Raw genomic sequence first — 26033 nt, 5'->3', positions numbered from 1 at the left:
GATTTGCTGGCGGTCTACTGGGTCTGGGCGACGAGCGCTGCGGCAAGCAGGGCGACGAACCACATGACCGGTCTTACATCGCCGGCGCGGCCGCAGACCAGCTTGATCAGCACGTAGGCGATGATCGCAAGCGACAGGCCGAGCGTGATCGAGAAGGTGAGCGGGATCAATACGATCGCAAGGAAGGCCGGGATCGCTTCATCAAGCACGCTCCAGCGGATGTTGCTGATCGGTTCGGACATGAAGAGGCCGGTGAGGATCAGCACCGGCGCGGTCGCGACCGCGGGCACCAGCGAAAGCAGTGGCGACAGGAACAGGAAGGGCACGAAGAGAAGACCCGCGATCAGTGCGACGAGGCCGGTTCGTCCCCCTTGCGCGATGCCCGCACCGGATTCGAGATAGACCGTCGCGGGGCTCGTTCCGAGCGGTGCGGAGATCAGCGCCGCGATCGCGTCGACATGCATGGATTCGCGGATGTTGCGCGGCATGCCGGTTTCATCCTTGAGGTCGGCAGCTTCCGCCAGGCCTAGGAAGGTGGAAAGCGCCTCGATGAAGTTGGTGAACAGGAAGACGAAGATGAAGGGCAGGTAGATCAGGTTCAAAGCGCCCAACAGATCGATCTGGCCGACGAAGCTGAAATCCGGCGCGGCGGAGAAGCCGCTCCAGTTGACGAGCGTGTGTACGTCAGGGGTTTCGGGCGAGAACGCGCTGCCGTCGCCCCACCAGCGGCCGATCGGGATCGAGAGGATCGTGGTGAGGATCATGCCGGCCATCATGGCGCCGGGGACGCGCCGAAGCACCAGAGCCACCGTCAGCACGAAGCCGACGATGAAGGTAAGCGTCACTGGGTTGAATTGCGTGAGGCCAACGATCGTATCGGGATTGGCGACGATGAACTTGGCGTTTTCCAGGCCGATCAGTGCGATGAAGAGGCCGATGCCGCAGGCGATGCCATAGCGCAGATCAACCGGGATCGCCTCGATGATCGTCTGGCGGAGGTTGAAGAACGCCATGATGGTGAAGAGCACGCCGGCCCAGAAGACGCAGCCAAGTGCGATTTCGAGCGGAACCTTGGCGCCGACGACCATGGTGTAGGCAAAGAGCGCATTGATGCCCATGCCGGGTGCCACGAGGATGGGGCTGCGCGCATAGAGCCCCATGGCGCAGCTGCCGATGAAGCTGACGAGCACCGTCGCCGTCACGCCGGCCGAAAACGGAATGCCCGCATGCGCCAGGATCGACGGATTGACGACGATGACGTAGGAGGCGGCGAGAAAGGTGGTGAGGCCTGCGAGGATTTCGGTGCGGACGGTCGAGCCGCGCCGCGAAATCTGGAAGTAGCGGTCGAGAAGAGCGCCGAGCCAGGATGTCTCCGGGCCTGGTGCCGCCTCCACGGTCTTGTTCTGGTAGTTCATCTTGTTCCCCTTTTTTAGATGACGAAGGGGGCCGGCGTGGCCGGCCCCCTCCTAGGCATCATTCGGCGACGACGGCACGCTCATCCCCGCCCGTAGGCGCAAACGGCGAGATCACCTTCAGCCCGACGCAGTCGACGACACCGAGATCGGTGATCGCATATTCCGGGATCGCCGTGATCTGCAGGACGAACATGTACATGAAGGGCCAGGGCAGCGGGCAGCCGAGCGCGCGGGCCGCATCGTCGAGCTGATCTTCCAGTGCCGCCATTTCGGCCGGCTCGATGTCGGAGACGATGCCGCCGATCGGCAGATGCAGGAAGGCTTCGACCTTGCCGTTCTTGACCACGACCTGGCCGCCATTGTTTGCGATCAGGTGGTTGATGGCGATGCGCATGTCTTCGAGATTGGCGCCGATGCAGATGATGTTGTTGTCATCGGGCGCGGTGGAACTGGCGATCGCGCCTTCCTTGAGGCCGAAGCCGGAGGCAAAGGCGACCGGGCGGTTCCGGGTCTTGCCGTAGCGTTCGACGACGGTGACGTATTGCACGTCCCTCGCGGGATCAGCGAACACCTGGCCTTGCCTGACCGAAAGCGTCACGTCGCGGCGGGTGCGCACGAAGATCTTCTCCGGAGTGACGCCAATTGCCATCGCTTGCGCCGTCTCGCCGGCGCCATCATAGGCAACCTTGAGATCGCCGGGCTGAAGCGGCGCGACCTTCACCGAATTGAGAAGTGCTGCGCTGCGTTCCGGCGGCGTCAACTCGATCGTCATCTTGCCGTTGCGTGCGACCACCTCGCCTTTGGCGACCACCGTTTCGATGTTGAAGTTACGAAGGTCGTTGACGAGCAGGATGTCGGCGGCGCGACCGGGCGAAATCGAGCCGACCTTGTCGTCGATCCGCAGCGCATCGGCGCCGTTGATCGTCGCCATCTGGATCGCCGCCATCGGCGAGATGCCCATCGCGATCGCCATGCGCACCATGTTGTCGAGATGGCCGCGCTTCAGGATGTCGCTCGCCACCACGTCGTCGGTACAGAAGCTGATGCGGCGCAGTGCCTTGGCGCCCATCTCGGTGACGATACGCAGGTTGTCGGCGAGGAAGTGCGAGATCGAGGATTCGCGCACCACGACATGCATGCCAGCGCGCAGCTTTTCGAGCATTTCCCCCGGCGTGTAGCTCTCGTGATCGGCACGCACGCCGGACTGCTGGTAGCCGTTGAGCCGTGCGCCGCGCGTCATCGGGCAGCAGCCGAGCACCGGCAGACGGCTCCTCTTGGCGAGTTCGAGCGCCGCGAGCACGTCGGCGTCCTCCTCCTGGATGAATTCGCGCACGGTTTCCCAGATGCCGACGCATTCCGGCCAGTGGTGCGTGGCCTGGTGGTCGGCGGGGCTGAAATAGTGGCCGACGGTCGAGCGCGGCATGGTGTAGGGCGTCTTGCAGGGCGCGCCCCAGAAGACTTTCAGCGGCGTCTGCTTCGCTTCGTCGAGGAACTCGCGCGCAGCATCGGGGCCGCCGACGACGATAATCTGGTCGAGACCGGTGACGATCGAGGTCGTGCCGAGCGGAACGACGGCCTTGGCGAAGCTCGTCAGCGACATCTTCGAGCATTCGACATGCAGATGCCCGTCGATCATGCCCGGCGCCAGGTACTTGCCCGCTGCGTCGACGATCTTGGTATCGGGACCGACATAGTCGGAGATATCGCCGACGGCGATGATGCGCTCACCATAGATGGCAACATCGGCCTGATAGATCTCTTCCGAGACGACATTGACCAGGCGACCGCCCCGGATCGCGAGCGTTGCTTTGCCGCCGGTGCCCGACGCGGCGCGAATGAATTCTCTGATATCGCTCACTGGAACCTCTTCTCCCTTAGCTCCAGTGAATATTCCCAATTCCATGCTGTTTACACAATGGGCCGAAACAGGCTAGTTTCTGAACATATCATCCAAGATTTTGGACGAAATATGGATCTTTCGCTCATCGACTGCTTCGTAAAGGTCGCCGATTCCCGTTCGATTTCAGCGGCTTCGCGTCGCTATCGGTTGCCGAAGTCGACGCTCAGCCACAAGATCCGGCAATTGGAGGACGAGTTCGGCATCGAACTCTTCGTTCGTGAAGGACATCAGTTGCACGTGACCGATGCGGGGGCGGAGTTCCTGCGCTATGCACGGCTCATCCAGTCAAACTGTGACGACGCGGCAACCGCCATGGCGGAGATGCGCCAGGAGGTGGCGGGCACGCTGCGTGTAGGATCGACCGGCGAGTTCGGCACCACGATCACTTCGGAACTGCTCTACGCCTTTCGCCAGCAATATCCGCAGGTCAATCTCGATGTCGTCTTTCTCTCCTCGCGCCAGCCGTTCTCCGAGGTCACCGAGCAGGCGCTCGACGGCATCTTCCATTGGGGCGAGCCGTCGGATGTCGACTATATCAGCCGCAGGCTTTCGGTCTCGTCCTACGGCCTGTTCGCCAGTCCGAACTACATCGCGCGCCACGGTCAGCCGAAAGATCCCGATGAGCTTGCCGGCCATCGCGGCCTCGTCTTCCGCCAGCCGACGCGGTTACAGTCCTGGTATCTGACGCAACCCGGTGAGGACGAGGTGGACCTGCTACCGACGGCGACCTGCACCACCAACGATTACTGGACGATCAAGTATTTTGCTGTCGCAGGGGAGGGCATCGCCTATCTGCCCGACTTCTTCGTCGAGACCGAGCGGCAGGCCGGACTGCTGGAGCCGGTGCTTCCCGACTGGCGTTCACCGCAAACGGCCATCAACCTCATTTATTCGCGCCGCCGGCACGTGTCGAAGCGCTTCAAGGCCTTCGTCGACTTCTGCATCGATTTCTATCGCGACCGGGACCGGGTGAAGATCCCGCGCTACTACGTGGAACGGGTCAGTCTTTGACGGCAATCTTCGCCTGGTTAAGCAATGTGGGAAGCACGCTGGTGCCGTCGACATTGCCGCCGCAGAGCAGGACGACATTGGTCTGGCCGGCACATTTTTCGGCGACCTGCCGGAAGCCGGCAAGTGCTAGGGCGGCCGCACCTTCCACCAGCATGTGCTCGCCGAGAAGCAGGTCGCGCATCGCCGCTGCGATTTCCGCTTCCGTGCAGGTCACGACCTCGTCGATCACGGACATCGAAAGCCCGAGCGTCAGGCTGTCTTCATCGAGACCGCCGGCAACTGCTTCGGCGAGCGTGTCGAGATGGTCCGTGTTGACGACTCGGCCGGCGCTCATGGAAGCGGCGAGCGCCGCCGAGTTGGCGGCCGAAACGCCGATGACACGGGTGTGTGGACTGAAGCTCTTCAATACGGAGCCTATGCCGCTGATCAGCCCGCCGCCGCCCATGGCGACGAAGACATTGTCGATGCGCTCGGCCTGTTCCAGCAATTCGAGGGCGATCGTCCCCTGTCCGGCAATGATGTCAGGGTCGTTGTAGGGCGAGACGTAAGCGAGCTTTTCCGATGCGGCCAGCCCTTGCGCATGCTGCTCGGCAAGCCCGGTCTCGGCGCCGTGGAGAATGACGTCAACGCCATAGGAACGGATGCGTTCGAGTTTTGCCGACGTGACGATCTCGGGCAGCACGACGGTCAGGTTCTGGCCGATCACGCTTGCCGCATGGGCAGCACCGATGCCGTGATTGCCGGAGGAGGCGGTGATGACCCGCTGGTCCCGCGGCAGCGAGGTCATCTTGCTGGCAGCACCGCGGATTTTGAAGGAGCCAGTTAGTTGCAGGTTCTCCGCCTTGAACAGCGCTGTCGAAGATCTCTGCTGCCCAATCGTGCGGGAGGGGAGCAGCGGCGTCTCATAGATGAAGGGGCGGATGCGCTGGCGAGCCCTGACGGAGCGCGCGGCCGTTTCAAGGACGTCTTTGGTCATGGGGTTGTTCCTTGCACGCGGCCGAGCAGGCCGAGTTCATCGAGCACGGTGTGGGCGATGGCGATGTCCTGCGTGGCGATCCCCGTCAGGTCGGCGATGGTGATATCCCCGTTCGAGAGCCGGCCTTCGGACGCCCCGGAAAGGACTGCGCCGAGCGCGATACAGCGGTCTCTGCCAATCAGCCCGGCGCGCGCGGCAGCGGAAAATTCGCCATGGTCCAGGCATTGCTCAGCGAGATCGACGACGAGGCGATCGGCGCGGGCAACAAGCGCGCTATCGAGTTCCTGCTTGCCTGGCGCGTCGGCGCCCATGGCGGTGATATGCGTGCCTGGTGCGATCCATTCCGATCGGATCAGCGGTTCTTTCGACGGTGTTGTCGTTACGATCGCGTCGGACTGGCGGCACAATGTTTCCAGATCGGTTGTCGCCGCGATGGAAAGATCAAGGTCCGCCAGGTCGGTGACCACGGCCTTAGCACCTTCCGGCGACCGGCCCCAAACAGTGTACTGCAACGGACGGTCCGAGAGTGCGGCCAGCGCCCGGATTTGAACGCGAGCCTGCGTCCCGGTGCCGACCATGCCGATCCTCCGGGCGTCGCCGCGCCAGAGCGCCATGGTCGCGATCGCGCCGCCAACGCCAGTGCGAAGATCGGTCAGCAACCCCTTGTCGTCGAGCACGGCGACGACTTCTCCAGTCTCGGCGGAGACCGCAACCATCATGCCGGTGCTCGATGGCAGCCCCTTGGCCGGGTTGTCGTAGAAGCCGGAGGCGATCTTCACGACGAAGATCGGATCGCCTTCGATGTAGCCGTATTTGATGTGGCAATCAGCGTTGCGGCCGGAAAGCGGCAGGTAGCCGACCGGCGGCAGGTTGGCGCGGCCGTCGATCGCGGCGATGTAGGCGTCACGGATCGCCGGGGCTGCGAGCGTCAGCAAGGGCAGTTTGGCAAGACTTTCGCGGTCGATCACGATCATTGCGCGCTATCCTTGCTCAGATATTTGTAAACGGTCGCCCGGCCCATGCCGAGGATGCGGGAGATATAGGAGGCGGCATTCTTGCCGCCGAAGGCGCCATCGGAGGAAAGCGCGATCACCAGCGCCTGCTTGTCGGTCCGGCTCATGGTCGAGATCGTCAGTCCGCGGGTAGCCGTCCATTGCTGGACATATTCGTTGACGCGCTCGTGCCAGTCCTCCTTGAACAGACTCTCCGGCTTGTCGCTGGCCGGCACACCGACAAACGCATTGAGCGTGCGCAGTGCGGCGTGAAAGTCCGAGACGTCGGCGTTGATGCAGAGCACGCCGATTGCTTTGCCCATCCTGTCGCGCAGCACGGCGCTGATCGCCTTGATCGGGCGGCCGTCCCAGTTGACCTTCTCGTAGGGACCGATGATCCCGTCCGCTTCCTTGAAGCCGATCTCGCTGAGCAGCGAGGGTTCGCCGATTTCCCGCTTCGAGAAATTTCCGGAGATATGGACGACGGTTTCGGTTGCGAGGTCGTGCAACACGACTTCGGCATAGGGCTGGAACAGCAATGCAATCGCGTCGCAGACTAGGATATGCGGGCGGAGTTCCGGGTTCACGGCCTTCCCTTTCTCGATCGGTGGCCGTTAAACCATTCGTAGACTAAGTTGTCCATAATAGATTTTTTGTATCCGGAAGGCGCAACAGCGGCGTGCAAGGGTTCGCACGCCGCTGATTGCATCCTATGCCGCTGCTCCGACGCCAGGTGCTGACCCCAGGCACCGCGGTTGGTCTCAGCCTTTGCGGGGGCCGCCGCGCCACGCGCAGAGCATATGGTCGAGCGAGAACTTGCCGGGCCCGGAGGCCATGAGGCCAAGTGCCATCGCAGCCCAGGTGATGTGGATCGGCCAGCCATCCGGCACGGTCAGCTGAACGACTGCCGTCATGATCAGGAGGCCGAGCGCGGCAAGGCGGGTTGCCAGACCGAACACCAGCAGGATGGGCAGCATGATCTCGGCCGAGCCGGCAGCAAACGCCATGGCGGCTGGGGCAGGATAGGGGTAGGGACCGCCGGGAAGATGCAACTGAAACTCCGAGCTGAACAGCAGCACGGCGACGTCGTTCAACTGCAGGAAGCCGTCCCACTTGCTCATGCCTGAGCGGAAAAACGGAACTGCGAGGCCGAAGCGCAGAACGAGCTGGGCAAGCCAAAGTGGGGCAAGCATGCTCACCACCTGGTTGGCGCGCCGGACCCAGTGCGACAGGTCTGCCCGGTTGATGTCGTTCGGTGAACTGGATGCGGACATCATGTTTTCATCCTCCTTGATGAAGGGCGGCGAAGGCGCCGGCGTCGAGCGCCGTTGCGATGACGGTGGCGAGGTCGAGTGTGGGGCAATGGCTTGCTGCCTCCGTTGCCGCTGCGGCGAGCGGAACGCCTGAGAGCAGCCGGTCGAGCAGAATGTCGGCTCCCGGTGTCAGGTGGCGGACAGCCACCTCCAAGTCGGGGCGGGTGATCAGCGCGCTTTCCGGCGCCGAGGTCTGGATCCGGCCGACCGGATCACTCGCCCGATTGGCAGCAAAAATCGTCACGGCTGGATAATCGGAACGGACAAGTCTGGTTGCCGGATGGGCCTCGAAAACGACGTCGCCGAGCCGGTCAGGCGGGACGGAGGCGAGTGTCTCGGGCGTCAAAGCTGGCGCATCGGCAGCGTGATAGGCATCGAGCCAGGCACGTTCGATCCGCGCCACATCGGCCAGCCAGGGCATCGACCGTGCATGGTCGTAGCGTGCGATGAAATCCGGAAAATCCCGGCCGTACTCGAAGAGCAGCGGCGAAGTCGGGGCTGTCTCCCGCACATGAAAACGGGCCATGGCGCGAAAGAAGGCTTCGCCGGTAATGCGCGCCGTTGCCGGGAACGTCGCCGCCAACGCCTCGATCAGGCTGACGGTGACATTGTTGCGGTAGACGTTGAAGCGCTTCATGGCGGCCTTGCCGTCGGGGCCGGAAACGAGCGCGGGCGTTTCACGTTCCGGATCGAGAAGCGGCGGCACGAATTCGGCAGCGTAGTTCTCGCTCCCTTCGAGCGGCACAGCGGGCTTTTTGCTAGGCGCTTGCACGGCTCTTCTCCCGCGAAGCTGCCTCGGAATGACGGTCGAGGATCAGTTGCGCGGCCGCCGCCTCGCGCTTCAGCACCGGCCAGTCGGGAATGGCGCTATCCCATTCGATCAGCGTCGGGATCGGGCCGCTACGGCCGATGACGATGTCGAAGAGCTTCCAGACGGCATCGCTGACCGGTCCGTCGTGGCTGTCGATCAGCAACAACTCGCCCTCGTCATCCTGCTGCTTAGCATGCCCGGCAAGATGGATTTCGCCGACATGGTCCAACGGAAAGTCGCTCAGATAGTCGAGCGCGGAATAATTCTGGTTGGTGGCGGAAACGAATACGTTGTTGATGTCGAGCAGCAATCCGCAGCCGGTGCGTTTCACCAGTTCGCGGATGAACGCCGTTTCGCTCATCGTCGATTCCCGGAAAGTGACGTAGGTCGAAGGGTTCTCGAGCAGCAACGGCCGGCCGATCGCCTGCTGGACCTCGTCGATATGCGCGGCAACGCGCGTTACCGTGGCTTCGGTGTAGGGCAGCGGCAAGAGGTCGTTGTAGTAGGTGGTTTCATGAGTCGACCAGGCGAGATGCTCGGAGACGAGCGCCGGTTCGTAGCGTCGGACCAGGTCCCTGAACCGCCCCAGATGCGCCTTGTCGAGCGGCTGCGGCCCGCCGATCGACATGCAGACGCCGTGCAGCGAAACGGGAAAGTCTTCGCGGATCCGGGCCAGCGCCGCATGCGGCGGACCGCCGGCGCCCATGTAGTTTTCCGCGTGGACTTCGAAGAAGCCGCCGGAGGCGTTATCCGCAAGGATCGCCTGCAGATGCTGGTGCTTGAAGCTGGTGCCTGCCAGGCCATCGATCTCATGCGTGGGAAACCGCTGGCTTGCCGAAGCGAGCCGATCGGGCGTTGCTGCTAAAGTGCTCATTGCCAATCCTGTTGCTGGTTTTCCGCGTTCGGTCGCGCCGCATTGCGCGACCGCTGTTGCCGTGTCCGGGCGGAAAGGCGTTCGCTCTTCCCGCCCGCATCGGATCGGCTCAGGACGGGAGGTCGCGCGTCAGCGGGTCCGGCGAGCCCTTGCGTCCGTCCGGAAGCTGCATCGTGGCGCACGTCCCGCCATCGACGAACTTCCAGGAGTTGCCCTGATAGTCGACTGTCGAAGTGGCCTGGCACGTTGTGCCCGGTCCTGCGGCGCAATCGTTCTGGCCCTTGAGCGCGACGCCGAAGCACTTTTCCTTGCCCGCATCCATAGCCGCCTTGACTTGCGCCTCGGTGAGCGGTGCTGCGGTCGCAAGCGACGACAGGGCGGCAGCCACCGCGCTTGCCAGCATTGCGCTGCTGATCGTGGACTTCATGGACATCATTCTTTCTCCGTGTTGAACTGTTCCCGTGCGTCCTTTCTCAGGCGCACATCGGGTCTTTCGTCGCGGAGACGGGTGGCGTTACATAACCTTGGCAACACGCTTTCGTGATGTCTTCGCGAGCGGTCTAGATCATGACGGCAGGCTAACAGCCGCTGCGATTTTTGGGATGAAGGTGTAACGAACGCCCGGGTTCGGCGAATGAGAAGGAAAGGCGCGGTTGAGCGGCGCGGACGACGAGCATCTGGCAGGACTTCTTCGCGGGTCTGTGGCCGGAGACGAAAAGGCCTATGCTGACTTCCTGCGTGACGCCGCGGTCCTGATCCGCAGTTGGGCGCGGCGGTGGGCCGTTGGCGGCGGCATTGATGCCGAAGACATCGTGCAGGAGGCTTTGCTGGCGGTGCACGTCAAGCGCCACACCTGGCGAAACGATGCCCCTGTTATCCCCTGGCTTCACGCGATCGCCAGGCACAAATTCGTCGATGCCGTCCGACGACAGGCCCGCCGCCCGACGGTTGGCATCGAGGAGTTTGAAGAGACGCTTGCGAGCGCCGAAACCGAAAAGGCCCGCGATTGGGAGATCGGCCGGGCGCTCGAGGGCCTCGCACCGGGGCAGCGTTCGGTCGTCAATGCGATCTCGATCGAAGGCTGTTCGGTGGCCGAGACGGCGAAGAGACTGGATATGAATGAGACGGCGGTTCGCGTGGCGCTTCATCGCGGCCTTGCCGCAATCGCCCGTCGATTTGGACGAGACTGAACATGGATACGAACGACCTGATCAAGGCTCTTGCCGCGGATACAAGGCGGCCCGGATTCTCGATGAATGCCGTCTGGTTCGCCACTTGTGCCGGCGCGCTGGTTCTCGCCGGGCTCGTGTTTTCGGTCCTCCTCGGACCGCGGCCGGACATCGCCATCGTCGCGGAGACGGTGCGCTTCCTCTTCAAGTTCGTCGTGACCATCGCGCTGGCCGCCGCCGCCTTCGTCGCCATGCGCGTCGCGGCCTGGCCCGAAGCGGATTTGCGCAAGCTGCTGCCCTATCTCGCAATCGCGCCAGCGCTGGTCGTCGGCGGCGTCGTGCTGGAGCTTCTCGCGGTGCCGCAGGACGCCTGGGCGACGCGGCTTATCGGCACCAACAGCCGGCTTTGCCTGACCTTCATTCCGCTGATCGGGTTGGCGCCACTGGGTCTCTTCCTGCTGGCGCTGCGCTACGGCGCTCCATCGCGTCCGGCGCTATCCGGTGCACTGGCGGGGCTTGCCGCCGGCGGCATCGCCGCCACGTTTTATGCGGCGCACTGCCCCGATGATTCACCGCTCTTCGTCGCGACCTGGTACACGATTGCCGTCCTTGGCCTCACCCTGCTCGGGACCCTTGGCGCCCGCTGGCTCGTCCGCTGGTAGAAAGGTCGCGGGCAGAAGCCACGCCGTCGGCTGTTTCTGCGACTGTTGCATACGGGACGCAGCCGCGACGATTGGCGTCATGGCAAGATTTCCGCACTTGGCGGTTGCACGCGATTCGCTTATAGCTCGTCATCCGGCAACCAATCAGGGAGGTTTCAAAAGATGCCAGCTTTTTCTTTCTCCCTACGGGGCGGCGTACAGTTCTGAACTGGACGCAGAAGGGCGCCTTCGTCTTTCCGTCTATTCCGGGTCAGAAGTCGTTTCGCTGATTTTGGCCGTTCTCTTCCAGAGAATATTGCCAAGCCAATGATGCCGCATCGGAAGCTGGGTTCCTTTTTAACGGCATAATCCATTCTGAATCTTTTTGAGGCCGATGCGTCGCGCATCGGGCAAATATTATGGCTTTTACTCGTTTCGCCTTGCGCGGCGGTGCGTTCCGCAGCGTTCTTGGTTTCACTTGGTCTCACTGGAAGGCGCAGCCGATCAGGATCAGCGCCATCCTCGGCATGGTCCTTCTGTCGACGCTCGCCGATGTCCTGACGCCGCTCTATTCGGGCCGGCTCGTTGATGCCGTCGTTTCCGGCGCGGCAACGGATGAGCTCGCCTGGACCGCGGCGATCGCGGCATTCTGGATGCTGATGGCGCTCTCGCTCGGCGCGATCCTGTTGCGTCACCTCACCTTCCTGGGCGTCACGGATCTGACGCTCAAGATGATGGCGGACATCGCCTCGGCGGCGTTCTACCGCATCCAGCGCTTCTCGACCGATTGGCACGCCAACAGCTTCGCCGGCTCGACGGTGCGCAAGGTGACGCGCGGCATGTGGGCGCTCGACCTTCTGAACGACACATTGCTGGTCGCGCTGTTCCCGTCCGTCGTGATGCTGGTCGGTTCGACGGTGCTGATGTCGTTCTACTGGCCGATGATGGGTGTCATCATCGGTATCGGCTCGATCGTCTTCATCCTGATGACGATCGCGCTTTCGCTCGGTTATGTCGCGCCGATGGCAAGCCTCGCCAACCGGTGGGACACGAAGCTCGGCGGCGCACTCGCCGACGCGGTGAGCTGCAACATCGTCGTCAAGGGCTCCGGCGCCGAGGGGCGCGAGGATGCACGCCTTGCCAAGGTTCTTGCCAAGTGGCGGGACCGCACGCGCCGCACGTGGATTAGAGGCACGACCAACGGCACGACACAGGGGGCGATGCTGCTCGTCCTGCGCGCGGCCGTGATCGGCTTCGCCTTGCTTTTGTGGGCGCGCGGGCAGGCAACGGCGGGTGACATCACCTTCGTGCTCACCTCGTTCTTCATCCTGCAGGGTTACCTGCGTGAAGTCGGGCAGCATATCCGCAACCTGCAGCGCTCGATCAACGACATGGAAGAGCTCGTCGACATCCATGGCCAGCCGCTCGGTATCGAGGATAGGGCCGATGCCAAGCCGATCCGGATCACCGACGGTCGCATCGAGTTCAGGGACGTGACGTTCCATTACGGTGCGCACCGCAAGCCGCTCTACGACCGGTTCTCGGTGACGATCCGGGAGGGCGAACGTGTCGGCCTCGTCGGGCATTCCGGCTCGGGCAAGACGACCTTCGTCAAGCTGATCCAGCGTCTGCACGATCTGAAGTCCGGGCAGATCCGGATCGACGGCCAGGACATCGCCTCGGTGGCGCAGACGTCGCTGCGCCAGCAGATCGCGATCGTCCAGCAGGAGCCGATCCTGTTCCATCGCTCGCTTGCAGAAAACATCGCCTATGCGCGGCCGAGCGCCACGCAGAGCGAGATCGAGAAGGCAGCGAAGCTTGCCAGCGCCCACGACTTCGTCACGGCCCTGCCGAAAGGCTACGGCACGCTGGTGGGCGAACGCGGTGTCAAGCTCTCGGGCGGTGAGCGCCAGCGCATCGCCATTGCGCGCGCGTTCCTGGCGGATGCACCGATCCTTATTCTCGATGAGGCAACCTCGAGCCTCGATTCGGAATCGGAAGTGCTGATCCAGCAGGCAATGGAACGGCTGATGCTCGGGCGTACGACGCTGGTGATCGCGCATCGCCTGTCGACCGTGCGGGCGCTCGACCGGCTGCTGGTCTTCGATCACGGCCGGATCGCGGAGGAGGGCACGCACGACGCGCTGATCCGTCTTGACGGCGGAATCTACCGCGGTCTCTTCGAGCGCCAGGCGCTGGAACTGACCAAGGGGCTGGTGCTGAACGACCAGTAAGGAATGTCGTCTGCCAAACTGTTCGCCGCGCCTGATGTGGGCGCGGCGGATTTCGTATCTACTGAGCAAGCCAGCGAACGATGCCGCGCGCAGCCGCACGGCCGGTGGCGAAACAGGCGGTCAACAGATAGCCGCCGGTCGGCGCTTCCCAGTCGATCATCTCGCCAGCGACAAACGTGCCGGGCAGGGCTTTCAGCATGTAGCTGTCGTCGATCGAATCCCACTGAACTCCGCCTGCCGAAGAGATGGCTTCGGCGATCGGCCGCGGGCGTCGCAGCGGTATCGGCAGCGCCTTGATCAAGGCAGCGAGATCCGGTGGGCTCATCCGGGCGGCTTCGGGCGCAAGTTCGCGCAGCAGCGCTGCCTTCACGCCTTCGAACCCGGCTCCCTTGCGCAGGCGGTTGGCGAAGCTCGTCTTGCTGTCAAAGCGGCCGAGATCCTTCGCCAGTCGCTCGGCGGTTCGTCCGGGAGCGAGATCGACCACCAGATCGGCCTTTTCACCGCCCACGAGGCGGTCTCTGAGCGGGGCTGCATGGGCGTAGACCAAGCTGCCCTCGATGCCGCTGCTGGACACCACGAACTCACCGGGAACGGTCCCTGCCGGGGATGTGGCGGTGACGCCCTTGAGCGCTGCGCCGGCAAAACGGTCGCGGAAGGTTTCGCTCCAATCGACGTCGAAGCCGCAGTTGGCAGGCTGGAAGCTGGCGACAGCCACGCCCCTCTCGCCCAATTGGGGGACCCAGACGGCGTCAGATCCGAGGCGTGGATAGCTGGCGCCGCCGAGCGCGAGTAGCGTCGCGTCGGCGCTGGCGAGCTTCTTGCCATCGGGCGTGTCGAAGACGAGTTCGCTGCCCTCCACGCCCGTCCAGCGGTGCCGGGTCAGGATCCGGACTCCGCGGCCTTCCAGCGACTTCAGCCAGGCGCGCAGCAGCGGCGACGCCTTCATGACCTCAGGAAAGACACGGCCCGACGAACCGACGAAGGTCTTCGTTCCGAGAGCGGCGGCCCATTGCCTGACATCGTCGGGCGTAAACGCATCAAGGGCCGCGCGCAGCCGCGGCGAAGCGTTGCCGAAGCGCTCGGCAAAGACGGCATAGGGTTCGGAATGGGTGATGTTCAGGCCCGACTTGCCGGCAAGCAGGAACTTCCGCGCGACCGTCGGCATGGCGTCGTAGACAGTGACCGCGTGGTCGCGTTCAGCCAGCACCTCGGCGGCCATCAGCCCGCTTGGCCCACCGCCGATAACGGCGATCTGCTTCTTCCCCATCCGCCTGCCCGGTCATCGATTCCACTCCCGGCACTCTTGGCCCGGCAACGGCCGTCGCGCAACCCCGCCTGACGTGCACTCAGCGGCGATTGGCACCATTGAGCTTCCTCTCGAGCCACAGGCTGTAGCGCGAACCGGTGAAGCAGATGACGAAATAGACCGCCGCGGCGAAGATGTAGGCCTCGCTGTAGAAGCCGAGCCAGCCAGGGTCGGTTGCCGAGGTCTTGGCGGCGTTCAGCAGATCATAGATGCCAATGACCGCAAGCAGCGAGGTGTTGAGCACGATGCCGATTGCGAGGTTGACGATAGCCGGGATGACGGCGCGAAGCGCCTGCGGCAGGACCACGAGGCGCAGCAATTGAATTCTGCTCAAGCCAAGTGACAGGGCCGCCTCCCGCTGACCGACGGGAACGACCTGGAGACCGGCGCGAATGACTTCGGCGAGATAGGCAGAAAAGAACAGGGTGACGCCGATCTGCGCGCGCAGCAGCTTGTCGATGGTGGCCCCGCTCGGCAGCGCCATCGGCACGATCAGCATCGCCACATAGAGGATGGCGATCATCGGCACGCCGCGCAGCACTTCGATGAAGGCAATCGCCAGGCATCGCAGGATGCCCATGTCGGACTGGCGGGCAAGCGCCAGCAGCAGCGCGATCGGGAAGGCAAAGGCGAGGCCGGCGATCGACACGGTGAGCGTGATCGGCAGCCCGCCCCAGTGATTGGTCGAGACCGGTTCCATGGCACCGGTGCCCGCCATTATCAGCCAGCTGCCGAGAAGAGCCAGCAGCCAGACCGGCACGAGGCGAAAGCTCCAGAAGCGGGGAAGGGCGGAGACCGCGAGCAGCGTCAGGATGAAGGCAACGACCAATGCCGGGCGCCACTGCAGCGGCGGTGGGAAGAAGGCAAAAAGCATGAAGCGAAGCTTTGCGCCGACAAAGGCCCAACAGGCGCCGGCGGTTTCCTCAGCACAATCGGCCGACGTGCCGAACCAGACGGCATCGATGACCGCCCAGCGGAAAAGGGGAAGCGCGAGCCAGAGGATCGTCGCAAGTGTTCCAAGCGTAACGAGGCCGTTCCCCCAGCCGTTGAAAAGCCCTTGGCGCCAGCGGTGCCAATCGGGCGCGACGGGGGACGCAAGTTCGATCTGGCTCATCGCTTTCCTTCTCCGCGCAGAACCACGCGCCGGTTGTAGACGTTCATGACGGACGATACCGACAGGCTGATCGTCAGGTAGACGGCGCCGATGATGATGATCGCTTCCAGTGCCTGTCCGGTCGTGTTGGCCGTCGTATTGGCGACGCTGACGAGGTCGGGGTAACCGATCGCGACCGCGAGGCTCGAGTTCTTCGTGAGATCCAGGAAGCTCGAGATCATCAGCGGCGCGATGACCCGAAGGGCTTGCGGCAGCACCACAAGACGCAGGATTTGCGCGGGCCGCAGTCCGAGGGCTCGGGCTGCCTCCCATTGGCCCGATTTCACCGACTGGATGCCGCTGCGCACGATCTCCGAAATCGACGCCGAGGCATTGACGACCAGGCCGACGAGCAATGCCGCGAATTCCGGCGTCAGCGACAGGCCGCCGCGAATGTTGAAGCCGCCCTTGGCGGGGATTTCGACAGAGGCCGCGAAGCCAAGGGAGGTGAGTGCGAGGTAGCAGAGGGCAAGGACGGCGAGCGCGACACCGGCAGATTTCGGAAGATAGAAGGCTGAGCCTGCGAAAAGTTGACGGCAGAGAAGGACCGCGGCGAGAACAGCCAGTACGACCGTCGAAAGCCAGACGATGGTCGGTACCCCCTCGATCGAGAGCGAGGGTAGGTAAATGCCGCGATTGCTGAGATAGACGCTGCCCAGGAAGGTATAGGCGCCGCGCGGCGGCGGCAGCGCGTGAATGATCGCGCTCCACAGGAAGAGCTGCAGCAACAGCGGGGTATTGCGCAGAAACTCGACGTAGCCATGGACGAAGCTGGCAAGCAGCAAATTGCCCGAGAGCCGCGCGATGCCGAGCGCGACGCCGAGCACGGTTGCAAGCAGGCAGCCGGCAACCGCGACCTTGACCGTGTTGGCGACGCCGGCCGCAAGCGCCCGGGCATAACTGTCGCCGGCGGAATAGGAAAGCACGCTTTCACCGATCTCGAAGTTCGCCTGATGGGAGAGAAAGGCGAAACCCGGCGTGAGGCCCATGCGGTGCATGCTGTCGGCAGTGTTCTGCCCCAAAACCGCGAAGAGCAGGAGCACGCCGACGAAGAGCAGGCTCTGCTGCAGCGGCAGGGGCCCGATCCAGGTGCGCAGGCGTAAGACGGGTCCGGGCCCCGAAGGGCCCGGTTGGAGGAAGCGTGTCATGGGAAAGACCCGGCTCAACGGAACGGCGGCGAATAGAGCAGGCCGCCCGAGGTCCAGGGCTGATTGTAGCCACGCTCGAAGTTGAGAGCCGTGCCCTTGCCGACATTGCGTTCGAAGATTTCGCCGTAGTTGCCGACCGTCTTGACGATGTTATAGGCAAACTTCGGGTCGAGGCCGATGGCTTCTCCGAGCGACGGGTCGACGCCGAGGAAGCGCTTGATTGCCGGATCTTCGCTCTTCAGGAACGTGTCGACATTGTCCTTGGTGATGCCGAATTCTTCCGCCTGGATCGTGGCGTAGACCGTCCAGTTGACGATTTCGAGCCACTGGTCGTCGCCGGCGCGGATCGCCGGTGCCAAGGGCTCCTTCGACAGGCGCTCCGGCAGAAGCACGTAGTCGTCGGGCTTGGAAAGCTGGGTGCGCTTGGCGGCAAGGTCGGTCGCATCCTGGGTCAGAGCATCGACGCGGCCGGAATCGAGCGCCTTCAGGAATTCGCCGGTCTCCTCGATCGTGACAGGCGTGAAGGCCTTGCCGGTCTTGCGGAAGAAGTCGGCGATGTTGAGTTCGCCGGTCGTGCCACTCTGGACGCCGATCGTCGCGCCATCCAGTTCCTCGCCCTTGGCGACGCCGAGGTCTTTGCGCACCAGCAGGCCCTGGCCGTCATAGAAGACGACGGGACCGAAGTGGAAGCCGAGCTTGAAGGCGCGGCTCACCGTCTGAGTGACGCCGGAAAGCAGGATATCGAACTCGCCGGATTGCAGTGCCGGCAGGCGCTGCTGCGGCGAGGAGTTGGTGAACTCGACCTTCTCGGCGTCGTTGAAAACGGTGATGGCGATGGCGCGGCCGAAATCGACGAAGAAGCCCTGCCAGCGGCCACTGCTATCGGGCGAGAAGAAGCCCGGCGTGGTGCCGACGCCAACTTTGATCACGCCGCGTGCCTTGATTTTGTCGAGCGTTTCGCCGGCAAGCGCTGACGTGGCGATCAGGCCAGCCGCCAGCGCTGTCGTTGCGGCAAAGGCTTTGGTGAAAAGTTTTCGGTGAGTGAAATGTTGCTGCATGAAGGCCCCCAAAGCCAGAAAGGAATGTCGCTGCGCATGCCCGGCGGAAGCGCCCGATGCGTGCCGTAATGATTAAATATATAGAATTTATATAATAGAAATTTTTGTGCAAAATCGGCGCGCGGCCCGAAACAGATTTCGCTGTCCCGTTTTTATCGGGGACTTTTTTGACAAGTGGGAGGTCGGGCCGAAGCAGGGCGGCCATATTGCGTCGTCGCCCGCTTGCGTTAGGCGAGACCACGCTCCCGCGTGGCGGCGACTGCGTGGTCCGATCGGCCGGGAGCTGCGCGTCCGGGCTGCCGGGTCTCAGAACTGTGCCTCTTGTTGAGATCGGCGGAAGTTCATAGGTTCCGCCGGTCGAATGGTTTATTTCGTTGGCAATGCGGCTCTTTGCGAAGAAATGGTGGGAACGGGTAGGATGGGGCGCGCCGACATCGGTGGCCCTGCATCTCATCGTCGCCTTTTTGCTGTTGTTCGACCTGCCGCTCGAACTGCCGAAGCCTCCGAAGGAGCAGACCGTCAACGTCGAGCTCGTTCCTCCTCCCCAGGCAAAGGAAGAGAAGAAGGCTGAGCAGAAGAAGGCCGAACAGCCGAAACCGCAACCGAAGCCCAAGCCGCAACCCAAACCGCAGCCTCAACCAAAGCCACAGCCGAAGCCCGCGCAGCAACTGCCGCAATCCTTCGCCTCGGCCATGGCCAAGACCAAGCAGGACAACAAGGAGGCCGAGCTTCCGCCGGCCGCGCAAACGGCTGAAAAGAAGCCCGACGCGTCGGAGCAGGTGAAGGCTGCCAGCCAATCGGCGAAAGCCGTAGATGAGCCTGCAAAGGTGCCACTCAAGAAGGATGAGACTCCGGTAAAGGAGCAAAAGCCCTTGCCGACGCTGGCCGCCCCAGCGAAATCGCCAGACAATGCCACGGCAAAATCGGACGCAAAGCCAATGGCGACGGTGGCCGAGGTGAAGCCCGAGCCGAAGGATACGAAGGCAGCCGAGGCCAAGCAGCAAGCGGAAAAGCAACCGGAAGAAAAGCCGAAGACGAAGCCGGCAGATGCGGCTGCAAAAGTTGAGCTCAAGCCGGTGCCGAGCAAATTGGTGGAGGCGAAGGTACTATATTCGGAGAAGGCAATCGCTGACCCGCGGTTCAAGCAGGCACTTCTCAAGTTGCCCGTCAAAGTACGCATCCGCCAGATTTGCACGGCCGAGGCGCTGGAGCAGATCCGCAATCAGCGACCGAATACCCCGCCGGAAGGTTTCGTTCCCTTTGGTCCGAGGGGCGGCTTCATCTTCGATAACCGAATGGAGGCGAGCGGTGGCGCCTACCACAACAAGTCGAACTGGTATGATGTCGACTTCAAGTGCCTCGTTAATGAGGACGCAACGGAACTGGTATCGTTCAGCATCGCCATTGGCAACATCGTGCCGAAGGCAACTTGGGAGAAGAGACGCCTGCGTCCGCCACCGAGTTGATCACGTCGCGCTTCGATGTGGGAAGCCTGTCTTCCATGTCGTCCAGCAAAGGAGGGCGCCAATGACGCGCGCTTCGTCTGCCGGACCCCCGTGAGGCCCGGCAGGCACAGGTGCGCGTTGCCACTCGCACCAAACCGTGGCGGACAGCGTTACTCTGCGGCTTGCAGCGCCCGCTCGCGGTAGACGGAGACCAGCGATGTGCCGAGCATCGCCGCGACCGCGGCGAAGAGGAAGACGCCAGTCGGACCCTGCAATTCAACGAGAAGGCCACCGAGGATTGCGCCGGTGGAAATGGCGATCTGGAAGGTCGTGAGCGTTGCCGCACCGGCACCTTCGGCTTCGTCACCGGCGGCGCGACTCAAGAACGACTGGACGCTGACGGGCAGCGCGCCGAAGGCGAAGCCCCAGGCGGCGGTGGCTAGGATGGCAAGGGCCGGCAGCGCGCCGGCAAGCGCCAGCGTCAGGGTCGTGACGGCGACACCGGCTGCAGCCGACATCATAGACAGGCGCGTGCTGCGCTCGGCGAGGAAACCGCCGGCAATGTTGCCGAAGAAGCCACCGATACCGAAGGCGAGCAGGATCGCGGTGATCGCCTCGACGCCGAACTGCGGCACCTGCTCGAGGAACGGGCGAACATAGGTGAAGCCGGCAAAGTGACCCGTGACGACGAGCAGGATGGTTGCGAGGCCGAGCCGGATGGCCGGGCGCTTCAGCACGTTGAGGATCGTATTCAGGCCGGTTGATCCGACCGGCGGAAGCCGCGGGACCGTCAGGGCCTGGACGATGAAGGCGACGATGCCGACGGCGGCGGCGAGCAGGAAGGCATAGCGCCAGCCGAGCGTCGCGCCGATCCAGGCGCCGATGGGGGCGGCGCAGACCGTCGCGATCGACACGCCCGACATGATGATCGCCATCGCCCGCGGCATCAGCCTGCCCGGAACGAGCCGCATGGCGAGCGCCAGTGACAGGGCCCAGAAACCGCCAAGCGCGATGCCGAGCAGGAACCGTGCGGCAAGCAGCATCGGCAGGCTGGAGGCAAAGCCGGCAATCAGGCTCGATATGACGAGAAGCGCGGTCAGTGTAAGAAGGACATTCCGCCGGTCGAAGCGCCCGGTGTAGACGACGATCGCCGGACCGGCAATGGCCGCGACGACGGCGGTCGTGGTCACCGATTGGCCGGCCGCACCGACGGTTACGCCGAGATCGGCGGACATGGGCGTGAGAAGGCTTGCCGGCAGAAATTCCGCCGTTACCAGGCCAAAAACCCCGAGCGAAAGCGAAACGACGGCCGCCCATAGTGGCTTCTTCCGTTCATACGCCTCGCCTGCAGGGCTTGCGACGATGCCATCCATGATTTTCATCTCCATTGCAGTTGGGATGAAAATATCCATGGCGATTTGGAGTTTCTATGCTAGAAAATCCAAAACACTATGCCATTTGTCCAAAGTTGGAGTGGCCAATGACTGATGCGCTCACTGACATCCTGCGCGGACTGAGGCTCGACGGCGTGGAATATGGGCGTTGTCAGCCCTGTGCGCCATGGGCAACCTCCTATCCCGCGCAGGAACCGGCGCGATTTCATTTTCTGGCGTCCGGTTCCGCTCATCTTCAGACGCCGGACGGCGATTGGATGGAGCTTGCGCCGGGGGATGCCGTGCTCTTGCCGCGCGGCGATGCGCATGTGCTTGCCAGCGAACCCGGCCTGCCGACGATTTCGATCCGTGACCTGCCGAAGCGGCAGCTCTGCGACGGCATCGTCGATGTGCAATGCCCCAATTCGGACAGCCAGAACCTTTTGTTCTTCGCGGTGATGCAGTTTAACGTCGATCGCCTGCACCCCTTGCTGCAACTGATGCCCTCGGTCATGCGCACCAGCGATCTCGCATCCAGCGAGCCGTCTATCCCGTCGCTGCTCGATACCATGACGCGCGAGGCGGCGATGCAGCGCGTCGGCTCGGGCGGCATCCTGGCGCGACTTGCCGACGTCCTGACCGCGACGATCATCCGCGCCTGGGTGGAGCATGGATGCGGCACGGCGACGGGCTGGCTTGCAGCCGTCCGCCATCCGGAGGTCGGCCGCGTTCTCGCCGCGATCCATCTCGATCCCACGAAGGACTGGACTGTGCCCGAGCTCGCCAAGCTCATGGGCGCGTCGCGCTCGGGCTTTGCCCAGCGCTTTGCCGATACGGTCGGCGAGACGCCGGCCCGCTATGTAGCGCGCATGCGTATGCATCAGGCGCATCAATGGCTGCGCGAAGGAAAACGCGTCGCCCATGTGGCGAACCGGCTCGGCTACGATTCCGAAGCTTCCTTCAGCCGCGCCTTCCGCAAGATCATGGGCGCGCCGCCAAGTCATTCGCGAAACCTGGCTTCGGCTCCGGAGCAGACCGTTTCGTGAACCGGCGGCAGCGGCGTCGTCTCAAACTCGGCGGTGAGGACGGCCCGGACGCCATGATCCCGGGCCGTCGAGGAGGGCGGCGGACGGTTCCACCGCCCCGTTTGTCCGGGCTATTGCGTCGGTTGGCTTTCGGCGGGCAACGCGGCCGCGGGTGATCCGGCGGCGGGCTGGGCGGTGCTTGCGGCCGGCGGTACCGGCGAGCGGGTGCGCAAGGTCTCGGCGCGATGGCGGCCGACCGAAACCCAGAACAGAGCGACGAGGGCGGCGATCGTTACGGTGACCGTGACGTAGCGGATCCAGGTCGGTGCGTGGCCGCCGGGATCGATGTGTTTCTCGTCGATCTCGCGCTTGCGGGTGATTGCGGCCGAGTAGAACACGATCGTCGAGATGACGAAGATCAGCGACCAGCGCGTCTGCTCGCCGTCGGAGCCGATGAGCGCCACCAGGCTGTATATCGCCGCCGCCAGGCCGATGACCACGTACCAGTTATAAGTGCTCGCCGGCATCTTCTTGTAGCCGAGCACCTTGATCGAGATCGCCGAGTAGATATAGGGCAGCAGCGTCATGATCACCGCGATTGAGGCGATCTTGCCGAACTGCTCGCTGGCGGTCGGCGACATCGTGGCGAAGACCTGCACCGTCATGATGACGGCGACGATCGCGAGGCCCGCCGAAGGCACACCCTTGGAATTGACCTTGGCGAAGATAGAGCCGAAGAGACCGTCGTCGGCGGCAGCCTTTGCCGTCTGTCCGACAAGCAGCGTCCAGCCGGCAAGCGAGCCGAGGCAACCGAGGGCGGCGCAGATCGCGACAACCGCACCGGCGGTATCGCCGAGCGCCAGCCGGGCGGCGTCGGCAAAAGGCGCGGAGGAGGCGATCAGCTCCTTGTTCGGGATCATGCCCATGATCACGGTCGAGGAGAGAATATAGGCAACGGCCGCAAGGATGACGCCGCCGACGGTGGCGATCGGCACGTTGCGCTGCGGATCGCGCACGACGCCCGCCGAGACCGACGCGCTCTCGACCCCGATGAAGGCCCAGAGCGTGAAGTTGAGCGTTGCCATGATCGCCGCCCAGCTGTCCTTGCCGGACACGTTCCAGCCCTCGGAGAAGGTCGCCGGCGAGAACCAGAACCAGCCGAAGATCGCCATGCCGAGGATTGGTACGAGCGCGAAGGAGGTCGTGAAGGACTGCAGCCGTCCGACGACGTTCGGACCGAGGATGTTGGCGTAGGTGAAGAACCAGATGAGCGCCACCTGCGCCAGCGCCGAGACGAGCGGATCTCGCAGCATCGGGAAGAAGGCCGTGAGGTAGCCGAGGCCGGCGACCGCAAGGCCGACATTGCCGACGACGTTGGCGAGCCAATAGATGAGGTTGGTCTGGTAGCCCATGTAGTCGCCGAAGGCCTTGCGCGTATAGGCATAGGGCCCGCCGGCGGCGGGATCGATCGCTGCCAGCTTCGCAAAGGTCAGCGCCAGCGCGATGGCGCCGGCAATCGTGATCAGCCATCCGAAGATGGCGATGGATCCGACCGCGGCGAGGTTCGCCGGCAGCATGAAGACGCCAGAGCCCATCATGTTGCCCGCGACCATCAAGGTCGCGGGAACGAGGCCGATCTTGGCGGAGTCCGCCACGCCCGCAGATATGGTTTTGGAAGCGGTATCGACAGCAGCCATTTTCGTCGCTCCTGGGGCCGGTTCAACGGGTCAAGCAGTAGACGCGATAGAAGCCGCCCTCGACCTCCACGCCGTGCGTGTCATGGGTGAAGCCCGGGAACCGGAGGTCGTAGGCTTCCAGCGCCTTGAGGTAGCCGAGGACAGGGCCGTCGGCCGCGCCGGCATTCTCGCCCGGCATTAACAGCGGAATGCCCGGCGGGTAGGGCACGACGCCGGTCGCGACCGTGCGCCCGGCCAGCTGGTCGAGGGGCACCTGTTCGACTTCACCGCGCACCAGCCGTTCATAGGCACGCACCGGGCTGAGATCCGGATGCGGCAGCACAGAGAAGGCGGTGGCCATCGAGGCCGTGGTCTTCAATTGGTCCATCGCGGTAAACATCGTATCTTGCCAGATCCTTGAGACCCATGCCGGCGTAGCGTTCGGGATGGTCCTCGACCAGCGACGGGATCGCCACTTCGAGCGTGAGATTGGCGTCGTAGTCGCGCTTGAAGTCGCAGAGCGCGCTGACGAGCGATCCCCACTTTCCCTTGGTGATGCCCAGCGAAAACAGGAACAGGATGGTGAAATCGGTGGTCTTTTCCACCACGATGCCGCGAGATAGGCGGTGACAAGGCTCGCCGGAATGCCGACCGGCATCAGTCCGCCGCCCGCCGCAACCCCGGGTGTGACGACCGAGACCTTGATCGGGTCCAGCATGCAGTAGCCGTCCTCGATCTCGCCGAAGCCGTGCCACGCGGCTCCGGGCTTCAGCACCCAGCAGGATGGGTCCGTCGCCAATGCTTCGGGCGAGGCTTCATGGAAGGGGCTGGTGCGGCCGGTCTTCGGGTCGCGCACCGTGTCCGGCTGCCAGCAATCGAAGAACCAGTCGCCGCGCTCGGCGGCATCGTTGGCAAGCCGCGACATCATCAGGCGGAAGGCGACGGCTTCCTCGATCGATTCGCTGGTGATCGCTGGGCCGCCGGGGCCGTCCATCATGGCGGCCGAGACGTCGTTCGATGCAATGATCGCGTAGTTCGGCGAGGTCGAGGCGTGCATCATGAACGTCTCGTTGAAGATGCCATGCGGGATCGGTTTGCGGCCGTCGCGCACGTGGATGAAGGACGCCTGCGAAAGCGCGGCGAGCAGCTTGTGGGTCGACTGGGTGGCGAAGACGGTCGGCTTGTCCGCGGTGTGTGCCTTCGGATCGCCGTGCATTGCGTGCCGGTCGCGATAGATCGGGTTGAAGCGGGCGTAACCGTACCAGGCTTCGTCGAAATGCAGCCGGTCGACGCTGGCGCCGAGCAGTTCCTCAACCCTGGTGACGTTGTAGCAGAGGCCATCATAGGTGGAGTTGGTGATGATCGCGTGTTTCGGTTCCTGGTCCGCGAGGTCGGCCGCGAGCGGGTTCTGATCGATCGCCTTTCTGACCGCCGCAGCCGTCAGGTGCTCCGGCGGGATGGGGCCGATGATGCCGTAGTGGTTTCTGGTCGGCACAAGATATGTTGGCACGGCGCCCGACATTGTCATCGCGTGTTCGGCAGACTTGTGGCAATTGCGGTCGCAAAGCGCAATCTGGTCGCGGCTGACGCTCGCCATCAGGATGACGCGGTTGGAAGTCGAGGACCCGTTGGTGACGTGGTAGCTGCGGTGCGAGCCGAAGACGCGCGCGGCATATTTTTCGCTGGCGCCGATCGGCCCGGAATGGTCGAGCAGCGATCCAAGTTCGCCGACCGAGATCGAAAGGTCCGAGCGCAGCAACGGCTCGCCGAAGAATTCGAAGAAGGCGCGGCCGGGAGGCGACTTCAGAAAACCCGTGCCGCCGGTATGGCCGGGCGTGTGCCAGGAATATTCGTGGACTTGGGAGAACTGGGCGAGCGCCTTGAACATCGGCGGCAGCACGGTGGAGCGATAGCGCTCGATCGCCGCCTGGATGCGCCCGCCGACGAAGTCCATGGTGTCTTCGAGCATCCAGACGAAGTCGTCGACCTTGGCCATGATGTCGGCCGGAACGGTCGAAGCGACGCTGCGGTCGGCGAGCAGGAAGAGCGGCACGGTGCCGTTGCGCTTGCGCAGCGCCTCGACGACCCCGATGGATTGCTCGTGCCCCTTCGGTCCGAGGTCCCAGTCGACCAGTACGCATTGGAGAGCCGGGTCGGACCGGATCACGGCGACGCCGTCGTCTGCGCTTTCTGCGGTCACCACTTCGATCTGGCGCTGCTCGAGTTCTGATATCAGCGACCGCACGGCCCGGCCAGCCGCACTTTCTTCGCTGATCTCGTCGTCAAGAACGAGTGCTTTCATGCCGAGACGGCGGTGACCCCTGTTCAACGTGGTCATGTCCAATCCTCTCCGTAGTTCGGTGCTTGGTGCAGGCGGGGGTATTCTTCTGGCGTCAGCTTGCGGCCTGCGCCCTCCTTTCGACCGAAAGGAAGACGGACAGCAGCAGGCAACAAAGGCCGGCCAGGGGCTCGCTGCCGTAGACGGTCCACAGCGAAAAGATGAAGGCGACCAG

22 protein-coding genes are annotated in these 26033 nt (G+C 63.7%); 6 read left to right on the top strand and 16 right to left on the bottom strand.

Annotated features, from left to right (window positions below; translation table 11 throughout):
* Window positions 1-14: 14 nt before the first annotated feature.
* Window positions 15-1415, bottom strand: coding sequence for an NCS2 family permease (locus tag BHMPCIPO_RS21440; protein ID WP_173518846.1), 1401 nt, complete (start codon window positions 1413-1415; stop codon window positions 15-17).
* Window positions 1416-1473: 58 nt separating this feature from the next.
* Window positions 1474-3273 (bottom strand): adenine deaminase, encoded by a 1800-nt coding sequence (locus BHMPCIPO_RS21435; protein ID WP_173518845.1) that lies wholly within the window; start codon window positions 3271-3273, stop codon window positions 1474-1476.
* A gap of 111 nt (window positions 3274-3384) precedes the next feature.
* On the opposite strand from BHMPCIPO_RS21435, the gene BHMPCIPO_RS21430 reads away from it, so the two are divergent.
* Window positions 3385-4326 carry a LysR family transcriptional regulator gene (locus tag BHMPCIPO_RS21430; RefSeq protein ID WP_173518844.1) on the top strand — a complete coding sequence of 314 codons (942 nt, stop codon included), beginning with the start codon at window positions 3385-3387 and terminating at the stop codon, window positions 4324-4326.
* Here the strand turns inward: BHMPCIPO_RS21430 and BHMPCIPO_RS21425 are convergent.
* The 7 genes from BHMPCIPO_RS21425 to BHMPCIPO_RS21395 form a co-directional block, all read right to left on the bottom strand.
* Window positions 4316-5302: a pyridoxal-phosphate dependent enzyme gene (locus BHMPCIPO_RS21425; RefSeq protein WP_173518843.1), complete on the bottom strand. Its 987-nt coding sequence runs from the start codon at window positions 5300-5302 to the stop codon at window positions 4316-4318. The two genes, BHMPCIPO_RS21430 and BHMPCIPO_RS21425, sit on opposite strands and share 11 nt — an antisense overlap.
* Window positions 5299-6276, bottom strand: coding sequence for an ornithine cyclodeaminase family protein (locus BHMPCIPO_RS21420; RefSeq protein WP_173518842.1), 978 nt, complete (start codon window positions 6274-6276; stop codon window positions 5299-5301). Before BHMPCIPO_RS21420 ends, BHMPCIPO_RS21425 begins: the two co-directional genes overlap by 4 nt.
* Complete coding sequence (locus BHMPCIPO_RS33685) at window positions 6273-6881, bottom strand: helix-turn-helix transcriptional regulator (RefSeq protein ID WP_173518841.1); 609 nt, start codon at window positions 6879-6881, stop codon at window positions 6273-6275. Before BHMPCIPO_RS33685 ends, BHMPCIPO_RS21420 begins: the two co-directional genes overlap by 4 nt.
* A gap of 174 nt (window positions 6882-7055) precedes the next feature.
* Window positions 7056-7571, bottom strand: coding sequence for a DoxX family protein (locus tag BHMPCIPO_RS21410; RefSeq protein WP_173518840.1), 516 nt, complete (start codon window positions 7569-7571; stop codon window positions 7056-7058).
* A gap of 4 nt (window positions 7572-7575) precedes the next feature.
* Window positions 7576-8379, bottom strand: a complete 804-nt coding sequence (locus tag BHMPCIPO_RS21405; RefSeq protein WP_247958734.1) for an HvfC/BufC family peptide modification chaperone — start codon at window positions 8377-8379, stop codon at window positions 7576-7578.
* Window positions 8366-9292 (bottom strand): MNIO family bufferin maturase, encoded by a 927-nt coding sequence (gene bufB / locus BHMPCIPO_RS21400; RefSeq protein WP_173518839.1) that lies wholly within the window; start codon window positions 9290-9292, stop codon window positions 8366-8368. Before bufB ends, BHMPCIPO_RS21405 begins: the two co-directional genes overlap by 14 nt.
* Window positions 9293-9401: 109 nt before the next feature.
* Window positions 9402-9725, bottom strand: coding sequence for a BufA1 family periplasmic bufferin-type metallophore (locus BHMPCIPO_RS21395; RefSeq protein ID WP_173518838.1), 324 nt, complete (start codon window positions 9723-9725; stop codon window positions 9402-9404).
* 220 nt (window positions 9726-9945) lie between these two features.
* Between BHMPCIPO_RS21395 and BHMPCIPO_RS21390 the strand changes: the two genes are divergently transcribed.
* The 3 genes from BHMPCIPO_RS21390 (at window position 9946) to BHMPCIPO_RS21380 (ending at window position 13336) form a co-directional block, all read left to right on the top strand.
* Complete coding sequence (locus BHMPCIPO_RS21390; protein ID WP_173518837.1) at window positions 9946-10482, top strand: sigma-70 family RNA polymerase sigma factor; 537 nt, start codon at window positions 9946-9948, stop codon at window positions 10480-10482.
* 2 nt (window positions 10483-10484) lie between these two features.
* Window positions 10485-11123, top strand: coding sequence for an NrsF family protein (locus BHMPCIPO_RS21385; protein ID WP_173518836.1), 639 nt, complete (start codon window positions 10485-10487; stop codon window positions 11121-11123).
* 398 nt (window positions 11124-11521) lie between these two features.
* Window positions 11522-13336, top strand: coding sequence for an ABC transporter ATP-binding protein (locus tag BHMPCIPO_RS21380; RefSeq protein WP_173518835.1), 1815 nt, complete (start codon window positions 11522-11524; stop codon window positions 13334-13336).
* Between the two features lie 58 nt (window positions 13337-13394).
* On the opposite strand, the gene BHMPCIPO_RS21375 is transcribed toward BHMPCIPO_RS21380, so the two are convergent.
* The 4 genes from BHMPCIPO_RS21375 to BHMPCIPO_RS21360 form a co-directional block, all read right to left on the bottom strand.
* Complete coding sequence (locus tag BHMPCIPO_RS21375; RefSeq protein WP_173518834.1) at window positions 13395-14603, bottom strand: TIGR03862 family flavoprotein; 1209 nt, start codon at window positions 14601-14603, stop codon at window positions 13395-13397.
* 79 nt (window positions 14604-14682) lie between these two features.
* Complete coding sequence (locus BHMPCIPO_RS21370; protein WP_173518833.1) at window positions 14683-15756, bottom strand: amino acid ABC transporter permease; 1074 nt, start codon at window positions 15754-15756, stop codon at window positions 14683-14685.
* Window positions 15753-16943: an amino acid ABC transporter permease gene (locus BHMPCIPO_RS21365; protein WP_173518832.1), complete on the bottom strand. Its 1191-nt coding sequence runs from the start codon at window positions 16941-16943 to the stop codon at window positions 15753-15755. Before BHMPCIPO_RS21365 ends, BHMPCIPO_RS21370 begins: the two co-directional genes overlap by 4 nt.
* Window positions 16944-16957: 14 nt before the next feature.
* Window positions 16958-18001, bottom strand: a complete 1044-nt coding sequence (locus BHMPCIPO_RS21360) for an amino acid ABC transporter substrate-binding protein (protein ID WP_173518831.1) — start codon at window positions 17999-18001, stop codon at window positions 16958-16960.
* 380 nt (window positions 18002-18381) lie between these two features.
* Here BHMPCIPO_RS21360 and BHMPCIPO_RS21355 point away from each other — a divergent pair, with 380 nt between their 5' ends.
* Window positions 18382-19467, top strand: coding sequence for a DUF930 domain-containing protein (locus BHMPCIPO_RS21355; RefSeq protein WP_246304624.1), 1086 nt, complete (start codon window positions 18382-18384; stop codon window positions 19465-19467).
* A gap of 149 nt (window positions 19468-19616) precedes the next feature.
* On the opposite strand, the gene BHMPCIPO_RS21350 is transcribed toward BHMPCIPO_RS21355, so the two are convergent.
* On the bottom strand, window positions 19617-20819 hold the full coding sequence (locus BHMPCIPO_RS21350) for an MFS transporter (protein WP_173518829.1): 1203 nt from the start codon (window positions 20817-20819) through the stop codon (window positions 19617-19619).
* A 107-nt stretch (window positions 20820-20926) separates the two neighbouring features.
* Between BHMPCIPO_RS21350 and BHMPCIPO_RS21345 the strand changes: the two genes are divergently transcribed.
* Window positions 20927-21865 carry an AraC family transcriptional regulator gene (locus BHMPCIPO_RS21345; protein ID WP_173518828.1) on the top strand — a complete coding sequence of 313 codons (939 nt, stop codon included), beginning with the start codon at window positions 20927-20929 and terminating at the stop codon, window positions 21863-21865.
* Window positions 21866-21975: 110 nt separating this feature from the next.
* On the opposite strand, the gene adiC is transcribed toward BHMPCIPO_RS21345, so the two are convergent.
* Together adiC and BHMPCIPO_RS21335 are read right to left on the bottom strand one after the other, a co-directional pair.
* Window positions 21976-23541 (bottom strand): arginine/agmatine antiporter, encoded by a 1566-nt coding sequence (adiC, locus tag BHMPCIPO_RS21340; RefSeq protein ID WP_173518827.1) that lies wholly within the window; start codon window positions 23539-23541, stop codon window positions 21976-21978.
* Window positions 23542-23563: 22 nt separating this feature from the next.
* The gene (locus tag BHMPCIPO_RS21335) at window positions 23564-25858 is read right to left on the bottom strand and encodes an Orn/Lys/Arg family decarboxylase (protein WP_210266623.1); all 2295 of its coding nucleotides are present in this window, start codon (window positions 25856-25858) and stop codon (window positions 23564-23566) included.
* Between the last annotated feature and the right edge of the window lie 175 nt (window positions 25859-26033).

The sequence above is a fragment of the Ensifer sesbaniae genome (assembly GCF_013283665.1).
GTDB classification, from domain to species: domain Bacteria; phylum Pseudomonadota; class Alphaproteobacteria; order Rhizobiales; family Rhizobiaceae; genus Ensifer; species Ensifer sesbaniae.
This window is presented reverse-complemented; position numbering and strand designations above follow the sequence as displayed.